General features: G+C 36.5%; 22 protein-coding genes and 3 pseudogenes. 16 read left to right on the forward strand and 9 right to left on the reverse strand.

Annotated elements, in window-relative coordinates; translation table 11 throughout:
* Both ACE3RB_RS08350 and ACE3RB_RS08355 read left to right on the forward strand, forming a co-directional pair.
* Positions 1 to 491, forward strand: a pseudogene (locus ACE3RB_RS08350) (succinate--CoA ligase subunit alpha); the annotation flags it as partial.
* A 15-nt stretch (positions 492 to 506) separates the two neighbouring features.
* Positions 507 to 1,178 (forward strand): porin family protein, encoded by a 672-nt coding sequence (locus ACE3RB_RS08355; RefSeq protein WP_374463813.1) that lies wholly within the window; start codon positions 507 to 509, stop codon positions 1,176 to 1,178.
* A gap of 126 nt (positions 1,179 to 1,304) precedes the next feature.
* Here ACE3RB_RS08355 and ACE3RB_RS08360 read toward each other — a convergent pair whose 3' ends face one another.
* The 3 genes from ACE3RB_RS08360 to ACE3RB_RS08370 all read right to left on the reverse strand — a co-directional run bounded on the left by ACE3RB_RS08360 (position 1,305) and on the right by ACE3RB_RS08370 (position 3,990).
* A complete protein-coding gene (locus ACE3RB_RS08360; protein ID WP_374463814.1) occupies positions 1,305 to 2,615 on the reverse strand; it encodes an ABC transporter permease in 1,311 nt (436 codons plus the stop codon).
* 5 nt (positions 2,616 to 2,620) lie between these two features.
* Positions 2,621 to 3,532 carry an ABC transporter ATP-binding protein gene (locus ACE3RB_RS08365; RefSeq protein WP_374463815.1) on the reverse strand — a complete coding sequence of 304 codons (912 nt, stop codon included), beginning with the start codon at positions 3,530 to 3,532 and terminating at the stop codon, positions 2,621 to 2,623.
* 107 nt (positions 3,533 to 3,639) lie between these two features.
* Positions 3,640 to 3,990 (reverse strand): T9SS type A sorting domain-containing protein, encoded by a 351-nt coding sequence (locus ACE3RB_RS08370; protein ID WP_002977152.1) that lies wholly within the window; start codon positions 3,988 to 3,990, stop codon positions 3,640 to 3,642.
* Positions 3,991 to 4,108: 118 nt separating this feature from the next.
* Between ACE3RB_RS08370 and hemB the strand changes: the two genes are divergently transcribed.
* Entirely contained in the window at positions 4,109 to 5,098 is a 990-nt protein-coding gene (gene hemB / locus ACE3RB_RS08375; RefSeq protein WP_374463816.1) for a porphobilinogen synthase, read from the forward strand.
* A 79-nt stretch (positions 5,099 to 5,177) separates the two neighbouring features.
* Here hemB and ACE3RB_RS08380 read toward each other — a convergent pair whose 3' ends face one another.
* Positions 5,178 to 5,471 carry a TM2 domain-containing protein gene (locus ACE3RB_RS08380; protein ID WP_374463817.1) on the reverse strand — a complete coding sequence of 98 codons (294 nt, stop codon included), beginning with the start codon at positions 5,469 to 5,471 and terminating at the stop codon, positions 5,178 to 5,180.
* 187 nt (positions 5,472 to 5,658) lie between these two features.
* Between ACE3RB_RS08380 and lptB the strand changes: the two are divergent.
* Positions 5,659 to 6,384: pseudogene (gene lptB, locus ACE3RB_RS08385) on the forward strand (LPS export ABC transporter ATP-binding protein); the annotation flags it as partial.
* A gap of 504 nt (positions 6,385 to 6,888) precedes the next feature.
* Positions 6,889 to 8,611, forward strand: a pseudogene (locus ACE3RB_RS08390) (ABC transporter ATP-binding protein).
* A 47-nt stretch (positions 8,612 to 8,658) separates the two neighbouring features.
* Here the strand turns inward: ACE3RB_RS08390 and ACE3RB_RS08395 are convergent.
* Positions 8,659 to 9,123 (reverse strand): carboxymuconolactone decarboxylase family protein, encoded by a 465-nt coding sequence (locus ACE3RB_RS08395; RefSeq protein ID WP_374463818.1) that lies wholly within the window; start codon positions 9,121 to 9,123, stop codon positions 8,659 to 8,661.
* Between the two features lie 189 nt (positions 9,124 to 9,312).
* Complete coding sequence (locus ACE3RB_RS08400; RefSeq protein ID WP_374463819.1) at positions 9,313 to 9,885, reverse strand: Crp/Fnr family transcriptional regulator; 573 nt, start codon at positions 9,883 to 9,885, stop codon at positions 9,313 to 9,315.
* A gap of 95 nt (positions 9,886 to 9,980) precedes the next feature.
* Between ACE3RB_RS08400 and ACE3RB_RS08405 the strand changes: the two genes are divergently transcribed.
* Positions 9,981 to 10,934: a helix-turn-helix transcriptional regulator gene (locus ACE3RB_RS08405; protein WP_374463820.1), complete on the forward strand. Its 954-nt coding sequence runs from the start codon at positions 9,981 to 9,983 to the stop codon at positions 10,932 to 10,934.
* Between the two features lie 64 nt (positions 10,935 to 10,998).
* Here the strand turns inward: ACE3RB_RS08405 and ACE3RB_RS08410 are convergent, their stop codons facing one another.
* Positions 10,999 to 11,490 carry a DinB family protein gene (locus ACE3RB_RS08410; protein ID WP_374463821.1) on the reverse strand — a complete coding sequence of 164 codons (492 nt, stop codon included), beginning with the start codon at positions 11,488 to 11,490 and terminating at the stop codon, positions 10,999 to 11,001.
* 173 nt (positions 11,491 to 11,663) lie between these two features.
* On the opposite strand from ACE3RB_RS08410, the gene ACE3RB_RS08415 reads away from it, so the two are divergent.
* The 6 genes from ACE3RB_RS08415 to ACE3RB_RS08440 all read left to right on the forward strand — a co-directional run bounded on the left by ACE3RB_RS08415 (position 11,664) and on the right by ACE3RB_RS08440 (position 18,869).
* Complete coding sequence (locus tag ACE3RB_RS08415; protein ID WP_374463822.1) at positions 11,664 to 12,248, forward strand: hypothetical protein; 585 nt, start codon at positions 11,664 to 11,666, stop codon at positions 12,246 to 12,248.
* A 334-nt stretch (positions 12,249 to 12,582) separates the two neighbouring features.
* Positions 12,583 to 15,003 (forward strand): TonB-dependent receptor plug domain-containing protein, encoded by a 2,421-nt coding sequence (locus ACE3RB_RS08420; RefSeq protein ID WP_374463823.1) that lies wholly within the window; start codon positions 12,583 to 12,585, stop codon positions 15,001 to 15,003.
* 155 nt (positions 15,004 to 15,158) lie between these two features.
* Positions 15,159 to 15,728, forward strand: a complete 570-nt coding sequence (locus tag ACE3RB_RS08425; RefSeq protein ID WP_041461407.1) for a cob(I)yrinic acid a,c-diamide adenosyltransferase — start codon at positions 15,159 to 15,161, stop codon at positions 15,726 to 15,728.
* On the forward strand, positions 15,718 to 16,365 hold the full coding sequence (locus ACE3RB_RS08430) for a thiamine diphosphokinase (RefSeq protein WP_374463824.1): 648 nt from the start codon (positions 15,718 to 15,720) through the stop codon (positions 16,363 to 16,365). The genes ACE3RB_RS08425 and ACE3RB_RS08430 overlap by 11 nt, the downstream gene beginning before the upstream one ends.
* Positions 16,366 to 16,476: 111 nt before the next feature.
* The gene (locus ACE3RB_RS08435) at positions 16,477 to 17,352 is read left to right on the forward strand and encodes a tyrosine-protein phosphatase (protein WP_374463825.1); all 876 of its coding nucleotides are present in this window, start codon (positions 16,477 to 16,479) and stop codon (positions 17,350 to 17,352) included.
* Between the two features lie 122 nt (positions 17,353 to 17,474).
* On the forward strand, positions 17,475 to 18,869 hold the full coding sequence (locus ACE3RB_RS08440; RefSeq protein WP_002977177.1) for a decarboxylase: 1,395 nt from the start codon (positions 17,475 to 17,477) through the stop codon (positions 18,867 to 18,869).
* A 203-nt stretch (positions 18,870 to 19,072) separates the two neighbouring features.
* On the opposite strand, the gene ACE3RB_RS08445 is transcribed toward ACE3RB_RS08440, so the two are convergent.
* Both ACE3RB_RS08445 and ACE3RB_RS08450 read right to left on the reverse strand, forming a co-directional pair.
* Positions 19,073 to 19,732, reverse strand: a complete 660-nt coding sequence (locus tag ACE3RB_RS08445) for an HAD family hydrolase (protein ID WP_374463826.1) — start codon at positions 19,730 to 19,732, stop codon at positions 19,073 to 19,075.
* Positions 19,733 to 19,857: 125 nt separating this feature from the next.
* Complete coding sequence (locus tag ACE3RB_RS08450) at positions 19,858 to 20,595, reverse strand: SDR family oxidoreductase (RefSeq protein ID WP_374463827.1); 738 nt, start codon at positions 20,593 to 20,595, stop codon at positions 19,858 to 19,860.
* 121 nt (positions 20,596 to 20,716) lie between these two features.
* On the opposite strand from ACE3RB_RS08450, the gene ACE3RB_RS08455 reads away from it, so the two are divergent.
* The 4 genes from ACE3RB_RS08455 (at position 20,717) to ACE3RB_RS08470 (ending at position 23,682) form a co-directional block, all read left to right on the forward strand.
* Positions 20,717 to 21,037, forward strand: coding sequence for a winged helix-turn-helix transcriptional regulator (locus ACE3RB_RS08455; RefSeq protein ID WP_374463828.1), 321 nt, complete (start codon positions 20,717 to 20,719; stop codon positions 21,035 to 21,037).
* Between the two features lie 151 nt (positions 21,038 to 21,188).
* Positions 21,189 to 22,046, forward strand: coding sequence for an agmatinase (speB, locus tag ACE3RB_RS08460; protein ID WP_002977181.1), 858 nt, complete (start codon positions 21,189 to 21,191; stop codon positions 22,044 to 22,046).
* Between the two features lie 69 nt (positions 22,047 to 22,115).
* Complete coding sequence (locus tag ACE3RB_RS08465) at positions 22,116 to 22,958, forward strand: bifunctional helix-turn-helix domain-containing protein/methylated-DNA--[protein]-cysteine S-methyltransferase (RefSeq protein ID WP_374463829.1); 843 nt, start codon at positions 22,116 to 22,118, stop codon at positions 22,956 to 22,958.
* A gap of 115 nt (positions 22,959 to 23,073) precedes the next feature.
* Entirely contained in the window at positions 23,074 to 23,682 is a 609-nt protein-coding gene (locus ACE3RB_RS08470; protein ID WP_374463884.1) for an alpha-ketoglutarate-dependent dioxygenase AlkB, read from the forward strand.
* Positions 23,683 to 23,886: the final 204 nt, after the last annotated feature.

Raw genomic sequence — 23,886 nt, forward strand, 5'->3', positions numbered from 1 at the left:
TTACTTCTGAAGAAGCTAAAATTGGTATTATGCCAGGTTTCGTTTTCAAAAAAGGAAAAGTAGGTATCGTTTCAAAATCAGGTACTCTTACTTACGAAGCTGCTGATCAGGTTGTAAGAGCAGGTTACGGTATTTCTACTGCAATCGGTATCGGTGGTGACCCAATCATCGGAACTACTACCAGAGAAGCATTAGAGCTATTTATCAACGATCCTGAAACCGAAGCTGTTGTAATGATTGGTGAAATTGGTGGAGGTCTTGAGGCTGAAGCTGCAAGATGGTACAAAGCAAGCGGATCTACTAAACCGGTTGTAGGGTTCATCGCTGGACAAACAGCTCCAAAAGGAAGAACAATGGGTCATGCAGGTGCTATCGTTGGAGGTGCAGAAGATACAGCTCAGGCAAAAATGGAAATCATGAGAGAAAACGGTATCAACGTTGTAGATTCTCCTGCAGATATCGGTGCTACTGTAGCAAAAATTTTAGGATAACATAAACCACAGCATATGAAAAAACTTTTATTAGCCTCAGCTTTGACCCTTTCTGCTTTATCCTTTGCACAAGTGCAATGGAATAACACAAGATTTGGTATTACAGGAGGTTTAAACTACTCCAGAGTATCTAATGCCCATAACCCTTCAGGGCCTAGATACACTTTCCAGGCTGGAGCTTTGGCAATGATTCCCGTAGGAAAGGCTAACCAGTTCTTTATTCAACCTGAAGTTCAGTACTATGGTGCAGGAGAAACAGGAAAGGATAAAGATGCAAAAGGAGTAAGCGGTTATGACGCAGTATATGCAAATAACTACCTGAGTGTGCCTCTTTATTTTAAAGGATATTTTTCTGAAGCAGAATCAGAATTCTTTGGACTGATAGGACCAAGGTTTAATTTTTTGCTAAGTCAGAACGTTAAAGATGTTCCTGTAAGCAGACCTTATTATGACCCGGATGTTACCGATCCTAACCAGCCGGCAGGCGTAAACGGAAAGGCGAATAGCTTTAACTGGGGACTAGGACTGGGAGTAGGATATAGCTACAAAAGACAACTTGAGGTCGCTTTAAAATATGACTTAGGTCTGGGAGATACTTATCCTGGTCTCGCTAAAGAAACCAAAGGTACTGATAAGAAAAAATCAGAACAGGTAATTGCCCTTACTTTAAGCTATATATTCAAATAGAAATATTTCAGAATAAAAAAATCCCGGAAACGAAGTTTCCGGGATTTTTATTTTATATATCTGTCGGCCAATCAAATAATTTTTCTTAGCCTTTTCGCTATTTTAGGATTTCGCCATTTAGCATAATTACCCTTTAATCCACTTCCAAAGCTCTTTTAAAGTAGCTTTATTTCCATACATCAAAATACCTACACGATAGATTTTTCCTGCCAGGAAGATCATAAAAATAGTGGTTGCCAGCAATAATACAATAGATAATGCAATTTGCCAGACAGGAACTCCAAACGGGATTCTGGCAATCATAGCCACCGGTGAAGTAAACGGAATAATTGACAGCCAGAAACCTAACGGACCATCAGGATTATTCATTAAGGAAAAACTTCCGTACATTCCTAATGTCAAAGGTAAAATCGCAAATAAGGTAAATTGCTGCGTCTCTGTTTCGTTATCAACCGCAGAACCGATTGCTGCGTAAATAGAGCTGTAAAAGATATATCCTAAAAGGAAGAAAACGATAAATACAAAGATAATTAACGGGAAGTTCAGCTCCAGTAAGCTATGAGAAATCTGGGTAGCAAGCTGTCCTACATCCAGTTTGCTTGCAAGTTCTTCATTTCCTCCCGGAATATTTTTCTGAATAGGAGAAAAACCTGTATTTAATACCAGTGCACCAATTACTGACATTGTAATCCAAATCACGAATTGTGTCAGTGCAACCATCGTTACCCCAAGAATCTTGCCCATCATCAGTTCAAAAGGCTTTACAGAAGAAATAATGATTTCCACAACACGGTTATTCTTTTCCTCAAGCACACTTCTCATTACCCTTACCCCATAAATAATGATGAACATGAAAGTAACATACATCAGCACCATGCTCAGCCCGGATTTAACGCCAAAGACAAGATCCGAATCCTCTTTATTGTTATCCGTAACATTGATGGTTTTTAAGGTAAAGCTTTTATCCAGATTATTCAATTGAACTTCCTGGATACCCAGCTGCTTGATTTTTTCTTTTCTGACAACATTGCTGATGTCAGATACAATTCTCTGTTTCGTATCAAATCCTATTTTGCTGTTGATGATCAGTCTGGTATCATTTTCAAGCTCGTCAAAATTCTGGTTTTTCAGTTCCGGGAGAATCAGGATGCCATCCAGAGATTCGTTGCCTTTTAAATTGTTAATCTTGGATTTTTCGTCGGCTGCAGAAACAAAAACGTAATTTAATTTGTCATTGGATTTCAGTTGGTTGGTAAACAGTCCGCTCTTGTCAACCACTTCTATAATACTATGTGACTCGTTTGCCTTAAACATTAATCCGATCACAGCCCCGAAAGCAATGATCATGATAGGAGCAAGCAGGGTCAATATAATGAAAGATTTTTTCTTAACCTGTGTCAGAAATTCTCTTTTGGTAATTAAAAAAATATTATTCATAAAAATTAAGAATGGTTACTTACAGCATTAATAAACACTTCATTCATACTTGGGATTCTTTCGTCGAATGATCTTACTTTACCTACCTGTACAAGGTCAAGGAGAATACTATTCTGGCTTTCTTCATTTTTAAGGTCAAAGGAAACAAGATTGTTTTCATTGGATACATTGAAAATCTCATATTTGTTTCTGAAATTTTCAAACTGATCGTTATTGATTTCAGAAAGCGTAATTCCGAAGATATTTTTCTTGAATTTTTCTCTTACATCAAAAACCCTTCCGTCAATGATTTTCTTCGAATTGTTAATCAAAGCCACATAATCACACATTTCCTCCACACTTTCCATTCTGTGGGTAGAAAGAATAATGGTTGTTCCGTTATTTTTAAGATCAATGATCTGATCTTTGATTAAATTGGCATTTACCGGATCAAAGCCTGAAAAAGGCTCATCAAGAATCAAAAGATGGGGTCTGTGAAGAACCGTAACTACAAACTGAATTTTTTGTGCCATCCCTTTAGAAAGTTCAGAAAGCTTTTTCTTCCACCATTGATCAATATTCAGTTTTTCAAACCATTTTTTGGCTTCATTCAAAGCATAACTTTTGGTCATGCCTTTCAGTTCTCCGAAATAAAGGATCTGATCACCAACCGTCATGTTTTTATACAGCCCTCTTTCTTCAGGCATGTAGCCAATGTCTTTAATATGGCTTGGGTTCAGTTTCTGTCCATTAATAAAAATATCTCCTGAATCTGCCTGGGTAATTTGGTTGATGATACGTATAAAAGAAGTTTTTCCGGCTCCGTTAGGACCTAAAAGACCATAAATACTGGCTTTTGGAACATGGATGCTGAAATCATCCAGGGCGACCTTTTTTCCGGCATTATAGGTCTTTTTAATATGTTCAGCTTTTAGCATTAAATTGTTCTTTTTACAATTAGTATAAAAAAGTTCCGAAAGTTACGGAAATATTAAAACAGAATTAATGTAAAAGAAAAAATCCTGATGATTATCAGGATTTTAATTTATTGTTTCACGATTTGAGTAACTTTCTGCGTGTTGTCACTTAAAATATAACGGATCATATACTTTCCGGGCTTCAATTTTTCAATATTGATCTCTCCGGAATTCATGTTCACAGTATAATTGGCAACCTGCATACCCAAAATTGAATAGAAAGTCACACTTTTGATCCTTAAAGAAGAATCTTTTGCCTTAATAATAAGGAAATCCTTTGCAGGATTTGGATAGGCAAGTAATACACCATCATCCGCCTTTTGAGTGATGGAACCCGGCTCTCTAAGCTGAGCTTTAAAATTGTTGGAAAATCCAACAAAAGTGCCTACAAATAGAAATAAAAGTAAAAGTTTTTTCATCAAATTTATAATTTCTCGAATATATATAACAAATGTAATACATTCTGCAATTTCATACAATAGTTTTTTGCAGAACTTATATTAAATTTGTAGAAACTTATTCAAAAAGTATTCCAAAATGATACATTCAAGAAATAGAAGACTTAGAGTTAATGAATCTATCAGAAGTCTGGTAAGAGAAAATGTGCTTACAACTGATGATTTTGTAATGCCGATCTTCGTAATGGAGGGCGAAAACAAGCAGGAGGTAATCCCGTCTATGCCGGGAATTTTCAGGCGGAGTATAGATTTAACAGTGAAGGAATGTAAGGAATTATTTTCTTTGGGAGTAAAAGCTGTCAATCTGTACATGAAAGTGTCAGAACATCTGAAAGACAATACAGGAAAAGAAGCATGGAACAAAAACGGATTGATGCAGAACACAATCAAGGCTATCAAAGATGCCGTTCCGGGAATGATTGTAATGCCTGATGTAGCTTTGGATCCTTACTCAATATACGGACATGACGGAATCATTGAGAACGGAAAAGTTCTGAATGATGCAACCAATGACGCTCTGGCAAGAATGTCAGTATCTCATGCAGAAGCAGGAGCAGACCTTGTGGCACCAAGTGATATGATGGATGGAAGGGTACAGGTCATCCGTGAAGCATTGGAAGAAAGCGGATTTACAGACGTAGGAATTGTAAGCTATGCTGCCAAATATGCAAGCTCTTTCTATGGGCCTTTCAGAAGTGCTTTAGACAGTGCCCCGAAAGACAACATGGAAATTCCGAAAGATAAAAAAACCTATCAGATGGATTTTCACAATACCCGTGAAGCATTGAATGAGGTATTTAAAGATATAGACGAAGGAGCGGATGTTATCATGATCAAGCCGGGACTGCCTTATCTGGACATTGTTTCCAAAGTGCGTGAAGCCATTGATCTTCCGATCGCAGTATACAATGTAAGTGGTGAATATGCCATGGTAAAGGCAGCTGCCCAAAACGGCTGGCTGGATAATGACAAAACAATTATTGAAAGCTTAACATGCTTCAAAAGAGCAGGGGCAGACATGATCTTTACCTATTTTGCAAAAGAAGCGGCGATCTTATTAAACAAATAAGATGATATCCATTCAAATAAAAAGTCCGGCTGTTCTGATCAGAACAGCCGGACTTTTTTATTATTAAGTTCATTATTTCTTATAACCATCCTTTTTTGCCATACACATACGTGTCATCAAATTGTTTGTCGCTCATAAAGAGATATAAAATACCTTCAATAAAAGGGATAACAGAGGCTGCTCCAAAAGTGACAATATTAAGGACCAGCTGAATAATAGCTTCTTTCTTGTAGCCCAGATAAAATTTATTTAAAGCCAGCCAGCCTACAAGAATTCCCAACAGAGCAGCAGGGATTTTCTTTTCTGAACGGTAAGGGACACCGCTTTGCTGGTTCTGTACATTTTCTGTTTTTGTGTAACCGTAATTTTCCATTGCTTAGTATTTTGTAATTGATTGATCTGTTTTACAATAAGTAGTTTAAAATGATAAAAAGTTACAGAAAGCAAAAGAGTGGAAAGCCGAAATTGCAAATTCACTTAATTCCCCTTCTGCTATTTGCCTTTTAGCCTTTTTGCTTTTTCGCCTATCTGCGAGTTTATATTTTTGATATATTTGCCCTATGATTTTACGAGGAGAAAACTTAATCAAGGAATACGGTCCTAAAAAAGTTGTAAAAGGAGTTTCTGTACAGGTTCAACAGGGAGAAATTGTTGGTTTGCTGGGTCCTAACGGAGCAGGAAAAACCACATCGTTTTATATGATCGTAGGGTTGGTTAAGCCCACTTCAGGAAAGATTTTCCTGGATAAACAGGAGATCACTACGGATGCCATGTACCGAAGAGCTCAAAAGGGAATCGGGTATCTTGCTCAGGAAGCTTCAGTTTTCAGAAAGCTTTCTGTGGAGGAAAACATTATGGGAGTATTGCAGCTGACCAAGCTTTCAAAGCGTGAGCAGCAGATCAAATGTGATGAGCTGATAGAAGAATTCTCTTTGCAGCATGTTCGTAAAAACAGGGGAGATCTTCTTTCCGGAGGAGAAAGACGTAGAACAGAAATTGCACGCTGCCTTGCTACAAGTCCGAACTTTATCCTTCTGGATGAGCCTTTTGCGGGGGTAGACCCTATTGCCGTTGAAGATATCCAGAAAATTGTAAGAAGTCTTGTTGATAAAAACATCGGAATCCTGATTACCGATCACAACGTACAGCAGACCCTGGCAATTACCAATAAGACGTACATTATGTTTGAAGGAAAGATCCTTAAAGAAGGACTTCCTGAAGACCTTGCGAATGACCCGCAGGTAAGAGAAGCTTATCTGGGTGAAAACTTCGTGTATCAGAGTATTTTAGATAAGCCTAAAAAGAAAAAATATGCCTATAACATCTGGGCAGGAAACTTTGATTCAAAAGCACAGCTGCAGGGATTTGTAGATGAAAATTTCAAACAGTTTGATGATCTGAGGCTCATGTATGGCTTCGAGGATATCAGTTTTGCTTCATTAGCCAACTCTGAAATTGAACATATCTTTAATGATATTGTAGATAAGAATGCCAACAACTCCTTTGTTTTCCAGAAAAAAGAAATCAACAGCCAATATTCTCTGGAACAGGCGGAAGCAGAGTCTAAAGAAGCCAGCAGAAAAGAACTGCATTATCTTACGACTTATATGTATGAAGGATAAAATATAAAGCATTTATTTGCTGAACATGATAATAAAACGTACCTTTTTCTTTTGAAAGCGGTACGTTTTTCATTTAAAATGATTTCTATGGCTAAACCTTTTAACAGAACCGTAACCTTATTCGGAATTTATAAGCAGCTTGTCCCGTTCATCAGACCTTACCGATTAATGATCTACGGAACCCTGTTTCTTACTTTCCTCGGCGCTCTGGCAGCACAGGTCAACCCGATTGTTTTGAAATACACGGTAGATGAGGTCACCAAGCTTACTCATCTTCCACACCCGATGTCAGAAGGAATTCATATTCTGATCATTATTTCCGTTATTTTATTGGGAAAGGAACTTTTGAATATTTTTATCAATTTCGGGCAGAAATTTTATGGGGAAAAGATCAGGATCAATGTCAGTTCTGTATTGGCGCAATCAGCAATTGATAAAATCCTGACCTACAGAGTTGCCTATTTTAACGACGAAAACCACGAGTCCGGAAAGTTGCAGATCAGGATAGACCGTGGAATAGAAAGCCTGACAAGACTGGTACAGAATTTTTTCATTGATATTCTACCATTGTTTTCCAATGCAATCATAGCACTGATTATTATGTATATGCAGAATGTCTATGTGGGGCTTGTTTCCACTATTATTGTTCCTATTTATTTCTACATCAGTTCTCTTCAGGCCAAAAAACTGAGCGGAGTCCGTCGTCAGCTTAGAAATCAAAGAGAAAGAAAAACGTCAGGACTTCTGAACCTGATCAATTCGATTATGGTGATTAAAAGTTTTGTCCGAGAAAAATTTGAAGGGAAGAAACAATATGATCTTCAGATGGAGCTCATGGAAAGCCAGATGGTGACAAGAAGAACCAACTTTATTTATGATGGGTTGAAAACCTTTATTGAGCAGTTCGGGGTGGTTTTGATCATTCTTTTAACCGTTTATCTGGTTCTTGATCAGCAAATGACTATTGGTGCTATTATGCTTCATATCATGCTTTTTAACAATGTTTCGGCACCCATCCGCCAGCTGCACAGGATTTATGATGATATGAATGATGCCATGATTTATGCCGAAGGTTATTTCGATATTTTAAATGCTGATGACGAAGCTGAACCGAATGGAAATTTTGTAGAAAGAGAAATCAAAGGAACTTTTGAACTGAAGAATGTTGATTTTACCTATCCCAACGGTACAAAGGCTTTACATAATGTTTCCATGAAAATTGAAAACGGGAAAACAACAGCTTTGGTAGGGTTGAGTGGCGCAGGAAAATCAACAGTTATCAATCTTTTGTGCAAATTTTACCTTCCCGATTCCGGAGAAATTCTTTTGGATGGAGTAAACCTTAATGAGTATGACAATACTTTCCTGAGAAGTGACCTGGGGCTTGTTCTTCAGAAAAATCACATTTTCCAGGGAAGTATTGAAGATAATATCAGGTATGGAGATATGAATGCAAGTTTTGAAGAAATTCAGGAAGCCGCAAAAAAAGCTTATCTGCATGAGCAGATTATGGATCTTCCCGAGAAGTATCAGCATGATGCAACGCAGCTTTCCGGGGGGCAGCAGCAGAGAATTGCCATTGCAAGACTGTTCCTTAAAAATCCTCCTATCATCTTTCTGGATGAACCGACAGCCAGTCTGGATGCAATAGCCACTGAGCAGATTAAAAACTCTCTGGATGCGATAAAAGAAGGAAGTGATCATTATTTCTCATTCCCTGTCACAGATCCTGGATTCTGATATCATTTACGTAATGAAAAAAGGAAGAGTAGTAGAGAACGGGACTCATGATGAGCTTTACAATAAAGAAGGTACTTACCGTGAAATTTTTGATGCTTCCGCCCGCAGCCTGAATCTGGATAAACTGGTCAATACTTTTAAAGAAAATTAAATAAAAAACTCAGCGGCCAGGCTGAGTTTTTACTTTTTTAGAATTGTTTACTGAGCTTTTTCAGAAACCTGATAGGCTCCTACATCCGCTCCGAAGGCAATATTAATTCTGTTGTAGCTGTTAATCGCAATGACAGCCATGGTTAGATCTACCATTTCGGTTTCGGAAAAGTAATGACTTACTTTTGTATAAATTTCATCGCTCACTTCTTTACCATTTAAAGCTGTTAAAGTTTCTGCCCATAATAATCCGGCTTTTTCTTTATCCGTATAAAACGGGCATTCTCTCCATGCACTTACCAGGAATATTCTCTGTTCCGTTTCTCCTTTCGCTCTTAATTCTTTGGAATGCATATCCAGGCAAAAAGCACATCCGTTCATTTGGGAAACCCTGAAATACATCAGCTCCAGAAATGAATTATCCAGTGAAGAGTTCTGTACCTGAAATCCCATGTTGTGAAGGGCATTTACAGCTTTGTTTCCTACCGCAAATGCGTTGATTCTTTGTGACATAATATTTGTTTTTTGATTAATTATGTGACAAATGTAGAACTGTATTTTCCTGATTTTTTTTACAAATGATAAATTTTAAAAAGAAAGATTTTTGAAGCTAGAAGTTAGAAGCTGGAAGTTACTATCAGGTAGACGATATATATCCGGTCATCAATAACTTCCCTCTTCCTGCCTCCAGTTTCATTTCCTCTAAAACTTCTGTGCCCTGATCCTGCTCAAAGAAACCTGAGTAATGCCGATATAATCTGCAAGATCTCCAAGGCTGATGCGCCGGATAAGATCAGGTCTTTGTTTGAGAAAATTGTGGTAACGTTTTTTTCCGTCATCTTCCAGCATTTCACTGATCCTTCCCATCATATTGACCGGAGCCTTTGAATACAGTTTGCTGAAAAGTGTTTCCGCTGTGTGATACTTTTTACACAATCCTTCAACAACGTCTCTATGCACACGCAGAACTTCAGTAGGTTCCAGAGCTACGATCATATATTTCGACGGCTGCCCTGTAAGAAAACCACTCAGTTCAGTGAAGAACGCATTTTCTGCAAAAAATGTCATAATGAAATCTTTATCACCATTATCAAAAAACAGCTTTACCAATCCTTTTTCAATAAAATAGAAATATCTGCAGGTTTCATCGGCTTTGAGCAGAAAATCTCCTTTCCTGTAAGTTTTAGTTTCAAGATGAGAAACAAGTTCGTCCATGACTGCCTGTTCCGGTTTCAAAATTTTTTCAATAGACTGAACAAAATGAGTATGAAGCATAAAGAAAGAATCTGTTTTTGCAAAAAATAAATTTAATAAAAAACCTGTCATATTTATAAGTATACCTCAAAAAAGAATTTTAGCTTTGTTACATAATGAACGACCACTACCTTAAAAAACTTGATCGGGTAACGGCTATTCTTACCCAGTTACAGTCGAAACCTGTTGTGCGGGCACAGGATCTGGCTGAAAAGTTCGATGTAAGTATCCGAACCATTTATCGTGATGTGAAAACCCTGGAAAATGCGGGAATTCCTATTGTCGGAGAGGCCGGCAACGGATATTCTTTAATGGACGGTTACAAGCTTCCTCCGATTATGTTTACCAAAGAAGAAGTCTTAAGTTTCATTACTGCCGAAAAGCTGATGCAGAAATTTTCCCATCAAAGCCTGGGTAATCATTATCAGGCCGCTATGGAGAAAGTACGGTCGGTATTGAAATATTCTGATAAAAATCTGATCAAAAATATAGAAAAGCAGATTGATGTTTTCAGCTTTCATACGGATTCCGGGGACTCACTGAAAAATGTAATTCCTATTATTCTTGAAAGTATCGCAGAGAAAACACAGCTGATTATAAAATATCAGACGGTAGACGGGAGGGTAAATCACAGAACGATTGAAACCGTCGGGATGTTTTTTGAATTTAATTTCTGGTACATCATGGCGTTCTGTACTTTGAGGAAAGACTTCAGGCAGTTTCGTATAGACCGTATCCTTGAAATTTCAAAAACACAGAATCCTTTTCTACAGGAATACGGTCAGGTGAATGATTACCGTAAAAAATCCAATGGAAATAAAGAAAGGGCAAAACTTCTGGTAGATAAAAAAATAATGTCTCACCTGGTGAATTCTAAAAAATATTACGGACTCATAGAAGAAGTAGAAACCGAACAAGGGATGGAACTCACTTTTGAAACAGAATGGATCAGTGACGGTTTCCCTCGCTGGCTCATTACTTTTGCAGATTATGCTACTGTTCTTGAACCGGAAAGTCTTCGCATACGATTGAATGAACTGCTGAGAAAAATGACAGAAAGACATCAATAAAACCCCAACAGATACCTGTTGAGGTTTAAAGACTTAATTGAGGCAATAAATGAAATGGCTTTTATTAGAATCTTTCCCAGAAGAATGGCGGTTCAATACCTAAAGCTCTTAGATAAACATATCCCTGGCCGCGGTGGTGGATCTCATTGTCAATGAAATAAAGGATATTTTCATACACCGGGAATTCATATTGTCCGAACAGGTTAAATACCTCCTGGAAACGTTCTTCAGAAATCTGATTGAAATAGTGATTGATCACTTCTGTTTCTTCATCCCATTTTTTTAACAGCTCTTCCTTAGAAGCAGGATTGAAGCCGTCTTCACTATAACCTTCCATATTTCCTTCAATGATTCCTTTCAAAGCAGGACCTGCAATACTGATCATCTCTGTGGCAAGTTTGGCAAAAGGTCTCATACCTCCTACAGAAAATTCAAATAATTCTTTTTCAGGAAAAGCTTCAATTACTCTTCTTGTAAGATTTCTGTGTCCCTGCCAGTCTTTTAGTAACTGATCTGTGGTCATAAATTGCTTAGTGGCTGTGGCTGTAGTTGTCATAATATTATTGTTTTTGTTTGTTGTTGATACAAAGATAAGATGAGATAATGACAACAGTTTGTCAGTAGGATTTCCGGGATTTAAAAAATATTTTTTTCTTTGCTAAAATATCCTGACTTACTTTTCCGTTAGAAGAAAGGATATTAATAAAAGAAATCGCTATTATTAGAATTATGAAGAAGTATATTTTGCCTGCTATCACCACTTTTTTATTAGTATCATGCAATAAGATTGAGGAAAAAATAGACCAGACTGTTCAGAAAACAACCGAAACCGTACAGCAGAAAGCGCAGCAGGCCGTAGAAGAAACAGTGAAAAAGACAGTCAATGAATCTGTGAATTCTTTAATTAATTCCGAGGATGTTAAGTTTAATACTGTTTTTCCGGGTAAAGGAGCTTCCATTGTTTCTGAAGAGAAAGGAAAGAAGATTAAAATTCCGGGAAGGCCGGAAGGCTATATCTTTAAATATAAAGCGGATATTGCTGTTTTACTGCCGTTTTTAGAAGCGCAGCCCACTTCTGATGAAAGTAAATCTGATAAAACTGCCCGTAAGATTGACGGACAAAGTATTGTAGACAAAATAAGTTTTCTGTCAAAATTCCTTCCTGACAATACATTTGATGCCAAAATTCTTGAAGATATTAAATCAGATAAGAATATTCAGTATTATAAGCTGAAAAGGTTTCCCAACAGCAGTACCATTATCTACAACCCAAAAAATCAGACCATCATACAATACGTAGAGGTAAATAAATAATTTGGATATGGCCGGTTTCTCCCGGCCATTTTTATTCCCATTCATTGCAAGTCATAAGCGTAGCAATCTCAACCCGTTGAAAATTACCTATCAGAACAAGTAAAATCATATTTATTTCTAATGTTAACTAATTGATTTTTTTATACAAATAAGATAATATTGATTTATTTTTTTTCATGTTATTAATAAATCACTTTATGTTTTGTGGATTAATTATTATTTTGACGAAATGGTATGATTTTAGTAAATATGAAATAGAATTATTATCATATATTTTATTTTAGTAATTAATATTAATTTTTTTATTAGATTTATTGAATATTTAATAATCCACATGAAAAAGAATTTATTTAATGGTAAAATCTATGCATTAGTATTAAGCGGAGCTGGTGCTATGGGATATGCTCAGGACAGCATAAAGCAAAATAAAATAGATGAAGTTGTGGTTACCACGGGTAGAACTAAGCCAAGAACCATCATTACCTCAGCAATTCCTATTGATAATATTTCTGCCGTACAATTAAAATCCACGGGACAGATTACTTTTGACAAGGCTTTAACCTATGCTGTTCCGTCTTTCAATTCATCACAACAAACTGTTTCTGATGCAACGGCTCATTTCGATCCTGCTGATTTAAGAGGATTAGGACCATCCAGAACATTAGTGTTAGTCAATAATAAAAGAAAAAATCAAAGTGCTCTCATTTATGTAAATGATACCCCAGGAAAAGGTGAAGTAGGTACAGATCTGAAAAGTATTCCATCAGCAGCTTTACAGAATGTAGAAGTATTAAGAGACGGGGCATCTGCCCAATATGGTTCAGATGCTATTGCAGGTGTAATCAATATTATTCTTAAAAACAGTGTCGGAAAAAGCACAGTCAATCTTTTTTCAGGGATTACTTCAAAAGGAGACGGCTTTAATATCGGAGCAGATTTTAACACAGGAATCAGGGTTGCAAAAAACGGAAGCTTAAATCTTACACTAGGATTTTCATCCCAAAATAAGACCAACCGTGCAGGTTCTGTTACAAAAGATGAGCTTTTTGGTGTGGATAATGCCTGGACGCAGGCTAATCCCGGTTTAGGAATGATCATCGGACAGCCTGAGACAAGAGTTGCCAATATGTTTGTAAATTTTGAATTACCGACTAGTGAAACGGGTAAATTTTATGCGTTTGGTGGTACGACTTACAGAAACGGGACCAGTTTCGGTTTATACAGAACACCTTATTGGGTAACTTCAGATTTTGGGTTGTTAACTCCAAAAGGACAGCCTTACAATGGATTTCAACCGGAATTTAAAACAGATGTTTATGATTATAATTTAACCTCCGGATGGAAAGGTATGTTTGGAAAATGGAGTTTTGACGGGAGTGCAACATATGGTTCTAATGCAGTGGATTATGTGGTAGGAAATACCATTAATGTATCTTTGGGACCCAATTCACCAACCCGTTTTAAAGCAGGTGGCCATCAGTTCAGTAATATTATAGGGAACGTAGATATCAGCCGGGATTTTGGTGCGCTTGTTTTAGGTGCCGGAGCAGAAGTGCGTAATGAAAACTATCAGGCGAAAGCAGGAGAAGAGGGATCTTATACAGGAAGTGGTGCAGAATCATTTCCAGGGCTGCAGCCTCAAAATGAAGTTAATAAAAACCGTCAGAACATCGGAGCTTATGTGAATGCTGAATGGGATGTTACGAAAAACCTGTTGCTTGGAGGAACAGTGAGATATGAAAACTTCAGTGATTTTGGAAATAATGTTTCCTGGAAAGGAAATACAAGATATAAGTTCCTGGGTGATAAACTGGTTTTCCGTGGGTCTGTTTCTACAGGATTCCGGGCACCTTCATTACACCAGATTTATTATTCCAATGTTCAGACCAAAATTATAGGGAATAGTGTAGCTAATCAGGGTACTTTTAACAATGACTCTCAAATTGTAAGATCTGATCTTGGCGTACCAAAATTAAATGCCGAGAAAGCCTTTAACATTACCGGAGGATTTGCAGTAAAACCTTTTAAAAACCTTACTATTACAGCAGATTATTATAGAATAAAAATTAAAGACCGGGTGCTTTTCTCAGGAGATATCGGTTACAAAACCGGCGCTCCGGGGAGTCCGGATATAACAAACCCTGTGGAAGTCATATTGAACAATAATAAAATAACATCCCTGAAGTTTTTTACTAATGCTGTAAATACAGTTACTCAGGGGATAGATTTCGTTGCCAATTATTATACTTCTGCTATTGGAAAAGGAAGATTGGGAGTTATTGCTGCTTTTAATTATAATGAAACTAAAATAGTAGATAATATCGCCGTTCCACCTATTTTGGCTCAAAATGGTTACTCAGAAAACTTTTTTGACAGAAAAGAGCAATCCAGAATTATTTCTGCAAGGCCAAAAACAAAAACTATCCTCAGTCTTTCATATGATATTTCAAAGTTTAATTTTAATCTTAATAATACTTACTTTGGTTCTGTTACCTGGCAGCACGCCACTGATCCTGCCAAAGATCAGACGTTTTCCGGTAAGGTAGTTACAGATGTAGTTTTAACCTATAAAATCACGAATGATTTTAAAGTTTCCGGAGTTGTAAATAATTTATTTAATATTTATCCGGATGTAATAGACAGCAAAGGAGATGTGGTAACAGATCTTGGAGGAAGGTTCAGGTATCCCTGGGAGGTAAACCAGTTCGGATTTAATGGAACAACTTTTCAGCTTAATGTCAATTATACTTTTTAATCTAAAAGAGAAAGTAACTCAAAAGACATAAAACCTAACTATTCAAATATTAACTGACATTAATTTCTAATGTCAGTTTTATTTTTTCGGATAGAATAGGAAGCTATTACTGCATTTTACTTTTTACATTGTATAAAAAAAGGTATTTTAGTACTATGAAAATTTACACAAAGACAGGAGATAAAGGTCAGACTGCATTGTACGGCGGAACGAGAGTTTCCAAAGCCAGTGCCAGAGTAGACAGCTATGGAAATATAGATGAGCTGAATTCATTTATCGGAATTGCAAAAAGCCATATTGAAGATGAAGAAGTACTGAGACAACTGAAAAAGATCCAGTTTGATTTATTTACAGTAGGTTCTGAAGCTGCTACACCAGTAGATAAACTGATGCTGGCCAACGGAAAATCACGTCTTCCGATCATCATTTCAGAAACAGAAATTGAAGAACTGGAACAATGGATGGATGCCTTCGATGAAAAGCTGGAACCGCTTCAGTATTTTATTCTTCCCGGAGGAGGAAAACCCGCCACTTTTTTACATGCGGCAAGAACAATTTGCAGAAGAGCAGAACGTTCATTAGTTTTCTTAAATGAATCCGAGGAAGTACGTCCTGAATTAATTAAATATTTAAACAGGCTTTCAGATTATCTTTTCGTGCTGGCAAGATATATTTCAAAACTGAACAACGAACCGGAAGAATACTGGAACCCGAATGAAAGATAAAGCATTACTTTTCATCAACGGAGATGCTCCAAAATCATTGCCCAATCCTGAAAATTATGGTTTGATCGCCTGCACAGACGGGGCCTTCCATTATTTGAAAAGAATGGGCTTTCCTTTAGATAAACTGGATTTTATATCCGGTGATTTTGATTCGCACTCCGGATCAGATGAAGATATGTATGAAGAAAAATTTATTCTTACATTAGATCAGGACAAAACAGACTTTCATAAAGCTCTGGAAATTATTCAGGAAAAAGGTTTTTCAGAGATTGATGTTTTTGGAGGAAGTGGAGGTGAACAGGATCATTTTCTTGGAAATCTTACCGTTGCTTATACCTTCAAAGAACATATGGATCTAAAGTTTTATGATGAATATTTAGTGTATTATTTTATCCCTAAAAGCTTTAAGGTAGAAGGAGTGAAAAATAAAATGATCTCTCTATATCCCTTTCCTTCAGCGGAAAATATCACCACAAAAGGGTTGAACTGGCCATTGGAAAATGGAAACTTATCCATTACGTCAAGAATTGGAACCCGGAATTTCGCTGTTGAAAATGAAATTTCCATAGAATATGAATCAGGAGACGTTTTATTTTTTGCAGGGATCAAGGAGATAGAATATCCTGCAATCTATTAAATATTAAAAGAGTCTTTATTGGCATATTATCCTATTAATAGAAGCGGGCATTAGCCTGTTTAATAAAAATAGACGAATCTACTGGCTTTAGCCAAAACTTATTAAAAACCATTGAATAAACTAATCAAAATATCAGTTTTCTCCATTTCATTATGCTGCATTGTTTCATGCAAGACACAGCATTTTGAAACTCCGGAATATGGAAAAAATGAAACTGAAAAAGTAATTCACCTTAAGAAAGTAACCAATTTCCGGACTGTAGGCAATATCAAAAATACGGAAGGAAGAACATTAAAAGAAGGAAAGTTTTACAGGAGTGCCCATCTTCATAAGCTTAAAAAGAAATCTTTTGACCGTTTTGATGAACTGGGCATCAGAGAAATCATTGATCTCAGGAATTCAAAGGAAATCGCTCAGAAACCTGATCAGATTCCTGCAGAAAACACATATAAGAAATATTCAGCGTTTGAAGATGAAGGCGATCAGCTTGCCCAGGCGAAAAAATTGGTCCTTAAAGGTAAAGTGAACGCTTCTGATGCGGATAAAAGAATGATTGGTTTTTACCGTGAGTATGTTACAGAAAGCCCGGAAACTATAAGAACAATTATCACCGAAGTGCTGGAATCCAAAGACCCTGTTCTTTACCACTGTACTGCTGGTAAAGACAGAACCGGGATTATTACAGCGCTGATCCTCACGATTCTGAAATTTGATAAAGAAACTATTTACAACGATTATCTTTTATCCAACAATTACAGGAAAAACCTTGTTCAGAAAAGACTCCGCCTTGCTAACAGGTTACATTTCCTCTATCCGAAGATGGATTTACAGGTGCTGGAGAAACTGAGCTGGGTTGAAAAAAGATACCTTGATGCTGCTTTTGAAGAGATCAATAAAAAGTATGGTTCTGCAGATGCTTATATTCAGCAGGTATTGGGGATTTCAGATACCAAAAGAAATGAATATATTCAGAAGTTTACCTATTGATTATCAGAAGTAAATTTTTCTAAGATCCAATATTGGGTGTTAATTTAAAATTATAATAATTTTAACACCTAAAAATGAAACTTTTTTAGCAATTTTGCATTTCTTAATTCACTTGTTTAGAAATGAAAATAAAGTACTCGGAACTTATTGATCAGACATTATATTTTCCTACGGAGGAATTTAATGTTTCTGAGAACAATTTGTTGTTTCACGATATTCCTTTGATGGATGTTGTTGAACAATTTGGCACCCCGCTAAAGATTAGCTACCTGCCGAGAATTTCTCAAAATATTCAGAAAGCGAAAGGCTGGTTTAAGGAAGCTTTTGAGAAAACCGAATATAAAAAGAATTATACCTACTGTTACTGTACAAAATCCAGTCATTTCAATTTCGTATTGGAGGAAGCCCTGAAGAATGATATTTCCATAGAAACATCGTCTGCTTATGATATGGATATTGTAAAATCTCTTTATGAAAAAGGTAAGGTAGATAAGAATATTGAAGTGATCTGTAATGGTTTTAAAACCGATGATTATCTGGCTAAAATCTCAGATATGATTAATAGCGGATTTGAAAATATTACCCCGATTCTTGATAATTACAGAGAGCTGGATAAGCTTACAGAAAGTATTGATTCTACTTTTGATATCGGAATCAGAATTGCATCAGAGGAAGAACCAAAGTTCGAATTCTATACTTCAAGATTAGGGATCGGATATAAAGATATTATTCCGTATTACAGCCAGAAAATTGCGGAACATCCGAATGCAAGACTGAAAATGCTTCATTTCTTTATCAACACAGGGATTAAGGATACAGCCTATTACTGGAACGAATTGTATAAATGTCTTCGTGTATACGCACGTCTGAAGAAAATCGCTCCGGAAGTGGATTCACTGAACATCGGAGGAGGTTTCCCGATCAAAACTTCTTTGAACTTCGATTATGACTATCAGTATATGGTGGAAGAAATCGTTTCCCAGATCAAGAAATTCTGTGAAGAAGAAGGAGTAGAGGAACCTAATATCTATACTGAGTTCGGAAGCTTTACCGTAGGGGAAAGTGGAGCGAACCTTTATAAAATCATTTCTCAGAAACGTCAGAACGACAGAGAAAAGTGGAATATGATTGATTCTTCTTTCATGACCACGCTTCCTGATACCTGGGCTATTTCAAGACACTTTATCATGCTTCCTCTTAACCGTTGGGAAGATACTTATGAAAGAGTATTCTTAGGAGGACTGACTTGTGATTCCGATGATTATTACAATTCTGAACAGCATACGAACGCAATTTATCTGCCGGTTTTCAGTGATACAAAACCTCTGTATATCGGGTTCTTCCATACCGGAGCTTACCAGGAAACAATCGGTGGTTACGGTGGAGTGCACCATTGCCTGATGCCTCAGCCGAGACACGTCCTGATTCAGAAAGATGAAAACGGTGAATTACAGTACGAAATTTTCCGTGAAAAACAGGAACCTGAAGATGTATTGAAGCTTCTTGGGTATAAATAGACCTTAATCTGTCATTGCGAGGAACGAACGTGACGAAGCAATCCCATCTTAATAAATGTAATCACTCAATGGATCTTAATGTTTTAAAAATGTAACCATTAAGTTTTTTATTAAGAATTAAGTAAAGTTAAGAATCTTCACTTCGCTCAGATGACTAAATACATACAATAAAAAGCTCTCAGATTTTTCTGAGAGCTTTTTATTTAAAAATATTTTGAAACTTTATCCAGTTCTAATTCTTCATAATCAGAAACTACCGTGTCTGCCAAAGTATAATCCTGGTTTTTTGAATGCGGGCTTCTGTATGCCGCACAGAAAATTTTAGCACGGTGTGCAGCAAGAATTCCATTGGTAGAATCTTCAATCACCATACAGTTTTCAACAGGTTCCCCAGCCATTTCTGCAGCCAGGAGAAAAACTTCAGGATGAGGTTTTGATTCCTTTAAATCGGCCCCGCTGATTTTTCCGCTGAAATATTGTTCCAATCCGAATTTCTCAAAAACCATATTGATCGTTGTCATGGTGGCAGAAGAAGCCAGGATTAGTTTTATTCCATTCTCATGATAATGCTCGATCAGTTTTCTCACTCCCGGAATTAAGTCAAACTCATCGTCATTGTAAAAATAATCCTTGAAATGAGATCTTTTGATTCCTGCGATTGTTTCGTAAGTCTGATCTAAATTAAATTCACTGATCAGTGTTTCAGAAACTCTTTTGGTAGAAGCTCCGGTAAAAGAGGTATACAGTTCTTCAGAAACTGCAATTTCCAGTTCTTCAAATGTTTTGAAATAGGCTTTTCTATGCAATGGTTCAGTGTCTACTATGACACCATCCATATCGAAGAGAACAGCTTTTAAAGGCATATCAGGAGTTTTGTACAAAAATAGGTAATTAATATTTAAGTAAGGAATTAAGAAAATGTAATAAGGATGCACTTGATCACCAATTTTGCACAGTATTATTTTATCGTACTGATCTGTCAGGTCTTTTACATAGTGGTTTCTGCATCAACAATAATCTTTTCATTTCTTAGAACAAGAGATTTGTCCGAAATAAGAAATTCCAATATAGGAGCCATATCTTGTGGATTTAAAATTCTTCCAATAGGAGACGTATCCGAAAAATGTTTTAATAGGTTTTTAATTTCTTCATCATTCATGCCGGATTTTTGCTGAATATCACTTTCTGTCACTCCTGGGGCTAAGATATTGACACGAATCCCTTTTGAGGCTAGTTCAATATTGAAAACTTTAGCAACACTTTCTAGAGCAGCTTTACTGGCTGTATAAACACTTGTATTAGAAAATGCCTTAAATACAACTACTGATGATGTTAAAACGATACTTGAAGGATTATTCATAATAGGAATAAATTTCTGAACCGTAAAAAAGGCGCCTTTAAAATTGACATTCATTGTTTCGTCAAAAAGCTCTTCGGATGTACTTTCAAGGCTTTCCGATTTAAAAATTCCTGCATTTATAAACAAACCGTCAATCTTTCCAAACTTATTTTTTACTTTTTTTACTAGATAGTCAATATCGCTAAGATTTGAAGTATCAGATATAAATCCTGTTACTTTATTATCCAATCTCTTTAAAGCAGTACTTAAATTTTTTTCTGATTTACCAGTAATAACAACTTCATATCCATTTGCTAAAAGATGCTGAGCACAAGCAAATCCGATCCCTGTTGTTCCTCCGGTAATAACGACTGTTTTTGTATTCATTTTGTTTATTTTTCTACGAAGTTAAATGTTAACTATATTTGTAACAAGAACTTACTGAAAAGTAATATACTTACTTTTTATACAGAAATATTGTAAATCAAATAATTATTAAATTGAAAAAATGGAAAAAAAATATGATGAAGCTAATGAATGCCCCATTACCATTTTTATGAATAAAATTGGTGGTAAATGGAAACCTGTAATTATATGGTTATTGTTGGAAAATGTAACAATGCGTTTTAGTGAATTGGATAAAGCCATAAATGGAATCACACAAAAAATGCTTTCACAGCAACTTAAAGAACTGGAACAAGAGAATATTATTAAACGAATTTCCTATCCTGTAATTCCCCCAAAAGTGGAGTATGAGCTAACAGAAAAAGGAAAAACCCTTTCCGAACTCTTAAAAGGGGTGATGCAATGGAGTAAAGATAATTTATAGAACTTATAATTAAAAGTACATATCCATTTTTGCATTTTCCTACTCTATTTTTAAACCATAAGACTCTAATACTTTCAACTCATAAACTCTTCGTATCTTTGTGGAATCATTTAATCTTTCAATCATTTAATTTTTTAATTAATAATTATATATGAAAACATACGCAGGAATTCCCGAGGAAAATGCAACGTTAGAGAATTCGAAAGTAATGTTGGTAACTGTTCCTTATGACGGAACTTCAACATGGGGTAAAGGAGCTGATAAAGGTCCGGAATTATTCTTAAACGCTTCTGAAAATATGGAGCTTTATGATATCGAAACACAGACAGAACCTTACCTTCAGGGAGTTTACTTAGCAGGAGAAGTGTCTGAAAATTCTTCTCCGGAAGCAATGACGGAAGCCGTTTATCAGAAAACCAAAGAGCTTTTGAATAATGAAGGTAAATTATTTACTCTTTTTGGCGGGGAACACTCTGTTTCTATCGGTTCTATTCGTGCGGTAGGCGAAAAATTTGAAAATTTAACGGTTCTGCAATTAGATGCCCACACAGATTTACGTCCTGAGTTTCACGGTTCTACTTCAAACCATGCTTGTGCGGTTTTTGAAGCTAACCAGAAACATAATCTAGTACAGGTGGGAATCCGTTCTATGGATGCTGAGGAAGCACAATACTTGCCGGAAGGAAGAGTATTCTTTGCTCACGAAATCGCGAACAATGAGAACTGGATCAATGATGTATTGGAGAAAGTATCAGGAAATGTTTATATCACGATTGATTTGGATGCTTTCGATCCTTCTATTGCTCCATCTACTGGAACTCCTGAGCCAGGTGGGTTACAATGGTATCCAACACTTGAATTATTAAGAAAAGTATTTGAAAAATGTAACGTTGTAGCATTTGACATTGTAGAGTTAATGGATTCTCCAATGGCTAAGCCAACTGCTTTCTTATCTGCGAAGTTATATTACAAAATGCTTGCTTACTACGATATTTATAACAACAACTAATATTCCGCAAGAATCGGATTTTTTCTGCCGTATATTCTTTGGAAATTTGTGAGGTAAAATCATAATACAATGTCCACACAAAGTCAGATAGATTATAACAGAATTGCCAAAGCGATAGAGTATATCCGAAGCAATTTCAGGCTTCAGCCAAGTTTGGAGGAAGTGGCAGAGAATATTCACTTGAGTCCGGCCCATTTTCAAAAGATCTTTACAGATTGGGCAGGAACAAGTCCGAAAAAATTTTTACAGTTCATCAGCCTTGAACATGCTAAAAATTTATTGAAGGAAGAAAAAGCAAGTTTGTTTGATACCGCTTATGAGACAGGACTTTCAAGCACCAGCAGGCTTCATGACCTGTTTGTGAAGATAGAAGGAATGTCTCCGGCAGAATATAAAAACGGAGGAAAAAGCCTCAATATTCATTACAGTTTTTCCGAAAGCCCTTTCGGAAATATCTTAGTAGCTTCTACAGAAAAAGGGATCTGCTATATGGCTTTTGAAGACGATAAAGAAAAAGCATTCGGGGAACTGAAGCAAAAGTTCCCTAATGCTTCTTTTATTGAGCAGCAGGATGCTCTTCAGAAGAATGCACTGTCTATATTCGATAAAGACTGGACCCAACTCAATACGATAAAATTACATTTAAAAGGAACCGATTTTCAACTTAAAGTATGGGAAAGCTTGCTGACCATTCCGATGGGTAAACTGTCTACTTATGGCACTTTAGCCGAAAAAATAGGAAATCCTAAGGCATCCAGAGCAGTAGGAACAGCCATTGGAAGTAATCCGGTTGCATTTCTTATCCCATGCCACCGCGTGATTCAGTCTACAGGACATCTCGGTGGCTACCGATGGGGAAGTGAAAGAAAACAGCTTATTGTAGGTTGGGAAGGATCGCGTATCTATTCGTGAAATAAAACATGTTAGTAAGTTTTGGCTAAAGTCCTTTTCTATTGATGCAAAAATTCGTGTCATTTGTGAAAAATATTAGTGTAATTTGTGTTTAATGAAAAAAAATAAAATGATGATGAGCCTTTTCGAAGAAATATCAGATTATCCACTCAACATACTTCCGCATGACGGAACCGTTCATTATTATGGAAAGGTTTTCACCAAAGAACAATCAGATTTTTACTATGAATATCTGCTCAATCAGATTCCATGGGAGAATGATGAAGCTGTAATCTTTGGGAAACTGATTTTAACCAAAAGAAAAGTAGCCTGGTTTGGAGAGAAAGCATTTGAATATACGTATTCAAAAAGAACAAAATATGCCAGATTCTGGACTCCCGAATTACTGGAACTGAAGAAAAAATGCGAAGAAGTTTCAGGTGAAACCTACAATTCTTGCCTGCTTAATTTATACCATGACGGAAGCGAAGGCATGGCCTACCACAGCGATGGTGAAACAGACCTGAAGAAACATGGGGCAATTGCTTCTCTGACCTTTGGAGCAGAAAGGAAATTTTTATTTAAACATAAAACAACCAAAGAAAAAGTTGAAATATTTCTGGAAAACGGCAGTCTGCTGATTATGAAAGGAACCACCCAGGATCATTGGCTTCACAGACTTCCAACCACTACAAAAGTGAAAACTCCCAGAGTAAACCTGACCTTCAGAATCATTGAAGAGTAGCTTTTAAGAGAAATTTTATCCATAACGTTTGTCACTCCGAAGGAGTCCCAATGATGCTTTATCTAATGGCAAGCCGTTTACCCAGACTTTAGAGGATTACGCTTATCATCTCCATCAATAGAAGTGGGCTTTAGCCTACTTAAACAAAAAGATCAAATCCATCTGGCTTTAGCCGAAACCTAAAAATAAACTTCAGGTTCTCAA

Source organism: Chryseobacterium sp., assembly GCF_041914225.1.
Taxonomy (GTDB): domain Bacteria; phylum Bacteroidota; class Bacteroidia; order Flavobacteriales; family Weeksellaceae; genus Chryseobacterium.

Coding starts and splice junctions, on each gene's coding strand:
- ACE3RB_RS08355 (WP_374463813.1), top strand. CDS start 507: ATGAAAAAACTTTTATTAGCCTCAGCTTTGACCCTTTCTGCTTTATCC.
- ACE3RB_RS08360 (WP_374463814.1), bottom strand. CDS start 2,615: ATGAATAATATTTTTTTAATTACCAAAAGAGAATTTCTGACACAGGTT.
- ACE3RB_RS08365 (WP_374463815.1), bottom strand. CDS start 3,532: ATGCTAAAAGCTGAACATATTAAAAAGACCTATAATGCCGGAAAAAAG.
- ACE3RB_RS08370 (WP_002977152.1), bottom strand. CDS start 3,990: ATGAAAAAACTTTTACTTTTATTTCTATTTGTAGGCACTTTTGTTGGA.
- hemB (WP_374463816.1), top strand. CDS start 4,109: ATGATACATTCAAGAAATAGAAGACTTAGAGTTAATGAATCTATCAGA.
- ACE3RB_RS08380 (WP_374463817.1), bottom strand. CDS start 5,471: ATGGAAAATTACGGTTACACAAAAACAGAAAATGTACAGAACCAGCAA.
- ACE3RB_RS08395 (WP_374463818.1), bottom strand. CDS start 9,123: ATGTCACAAAGAATCAACGCATTTGCGGTAGGAAACAAAGCTGTAAAT.
- ACE3RB_RS08400 (WP_374463819.1), bottom strand. CDS start 9,885: ATGCTTCATACTCATTTTGTTCAGTCTATTGAAAAAATTTTGAAACCG.
- ACE3RB_RS08405 (WP_374463820.1), top strand. CDS start 9,981: ATGAACGACCACTACCTTAAAAAACTTGATCGGGTAACGGCTATTCTT.
- ACE3RB_RS08410 (WP_374463821.1), bottom strand. CDS start 11,490: ATGACAACTACAGCCACAGCCACTAAGCAATTTATGACCACAGATCAG.
- ACE3RB_RS08415 (WP_374463822.1), top strand. CDS start 11,664: ATGAAGAAGTATATTTTGCCTGCTATCACCACTTTTTTATTAGTATCA.
- ACE3RB_RS08420 (WP_374463823.1), top strand. CDS start 12,583: ATGAAAAAGAATTTATTTAATGGTAAAATCTATGCATTAGTATTAAGC.
- ACE3RB_RS08425 (WP_041461407.1), top strand. CDS start 15,159: ATGAAAATTTACACAAAGACAGGAGATAAAGGTCAGACTGCATTGTAC.
- ACE3RB_RS08430 (WP_374463824.1), top strand. CDS start 15,718: ATGAAAGATAAAGCATTACTTTTCATCAACGGAGATGCTCCAAAATCA.
- ACE3RB_RS08440 (WP_002977177.1), top strand. CDS start 17,475: ATGAAAATAAAGTACTCGGAACTTATTGATCAGACATTATATTTTCCT.
- ACE3RB_RS08445 (WP_374463826.1), bottom strand. CDS start 19,732: ATGCCTTTAAAAGCTGTTCTCTTCGATATGGATGGTGTCATAGTAGAC.
- ACE3RB_RS08450 (WP_374463827.1), bottom strand. CDS start 20,595: ATGAATACAAAAACAGTCGTTATTACCGGAGGAACAACAGGGATCGGA.
- ACE3RB_RS08455 (WP_374463828.1), top strand. CDS start 20,717: ATGGAAAAAAAATATGATGAAGCTAATGAATGCCCCATTACCATTTTT.
- speB (WP_002977181.1), top strand. CDS start 21,189: ATGAAAACATACGCAGGAATTCCCGAGGAAAATGCAACGTTAGAGAAT.
- ACE3RB_RS08465 (WP_374463829.1), top strand. CDS start 22,116: ATGTCCACACAAAGTCAGATAGATTATAACAGAATTGCCAAAGCGATA.
- ACE3RB_RS08470 (WP_374463884.1), top strand. CDS start 23,074: ATGAGCCTTTTCGAAGAAATATCAGATTATCCACTCAACATACTTCCG.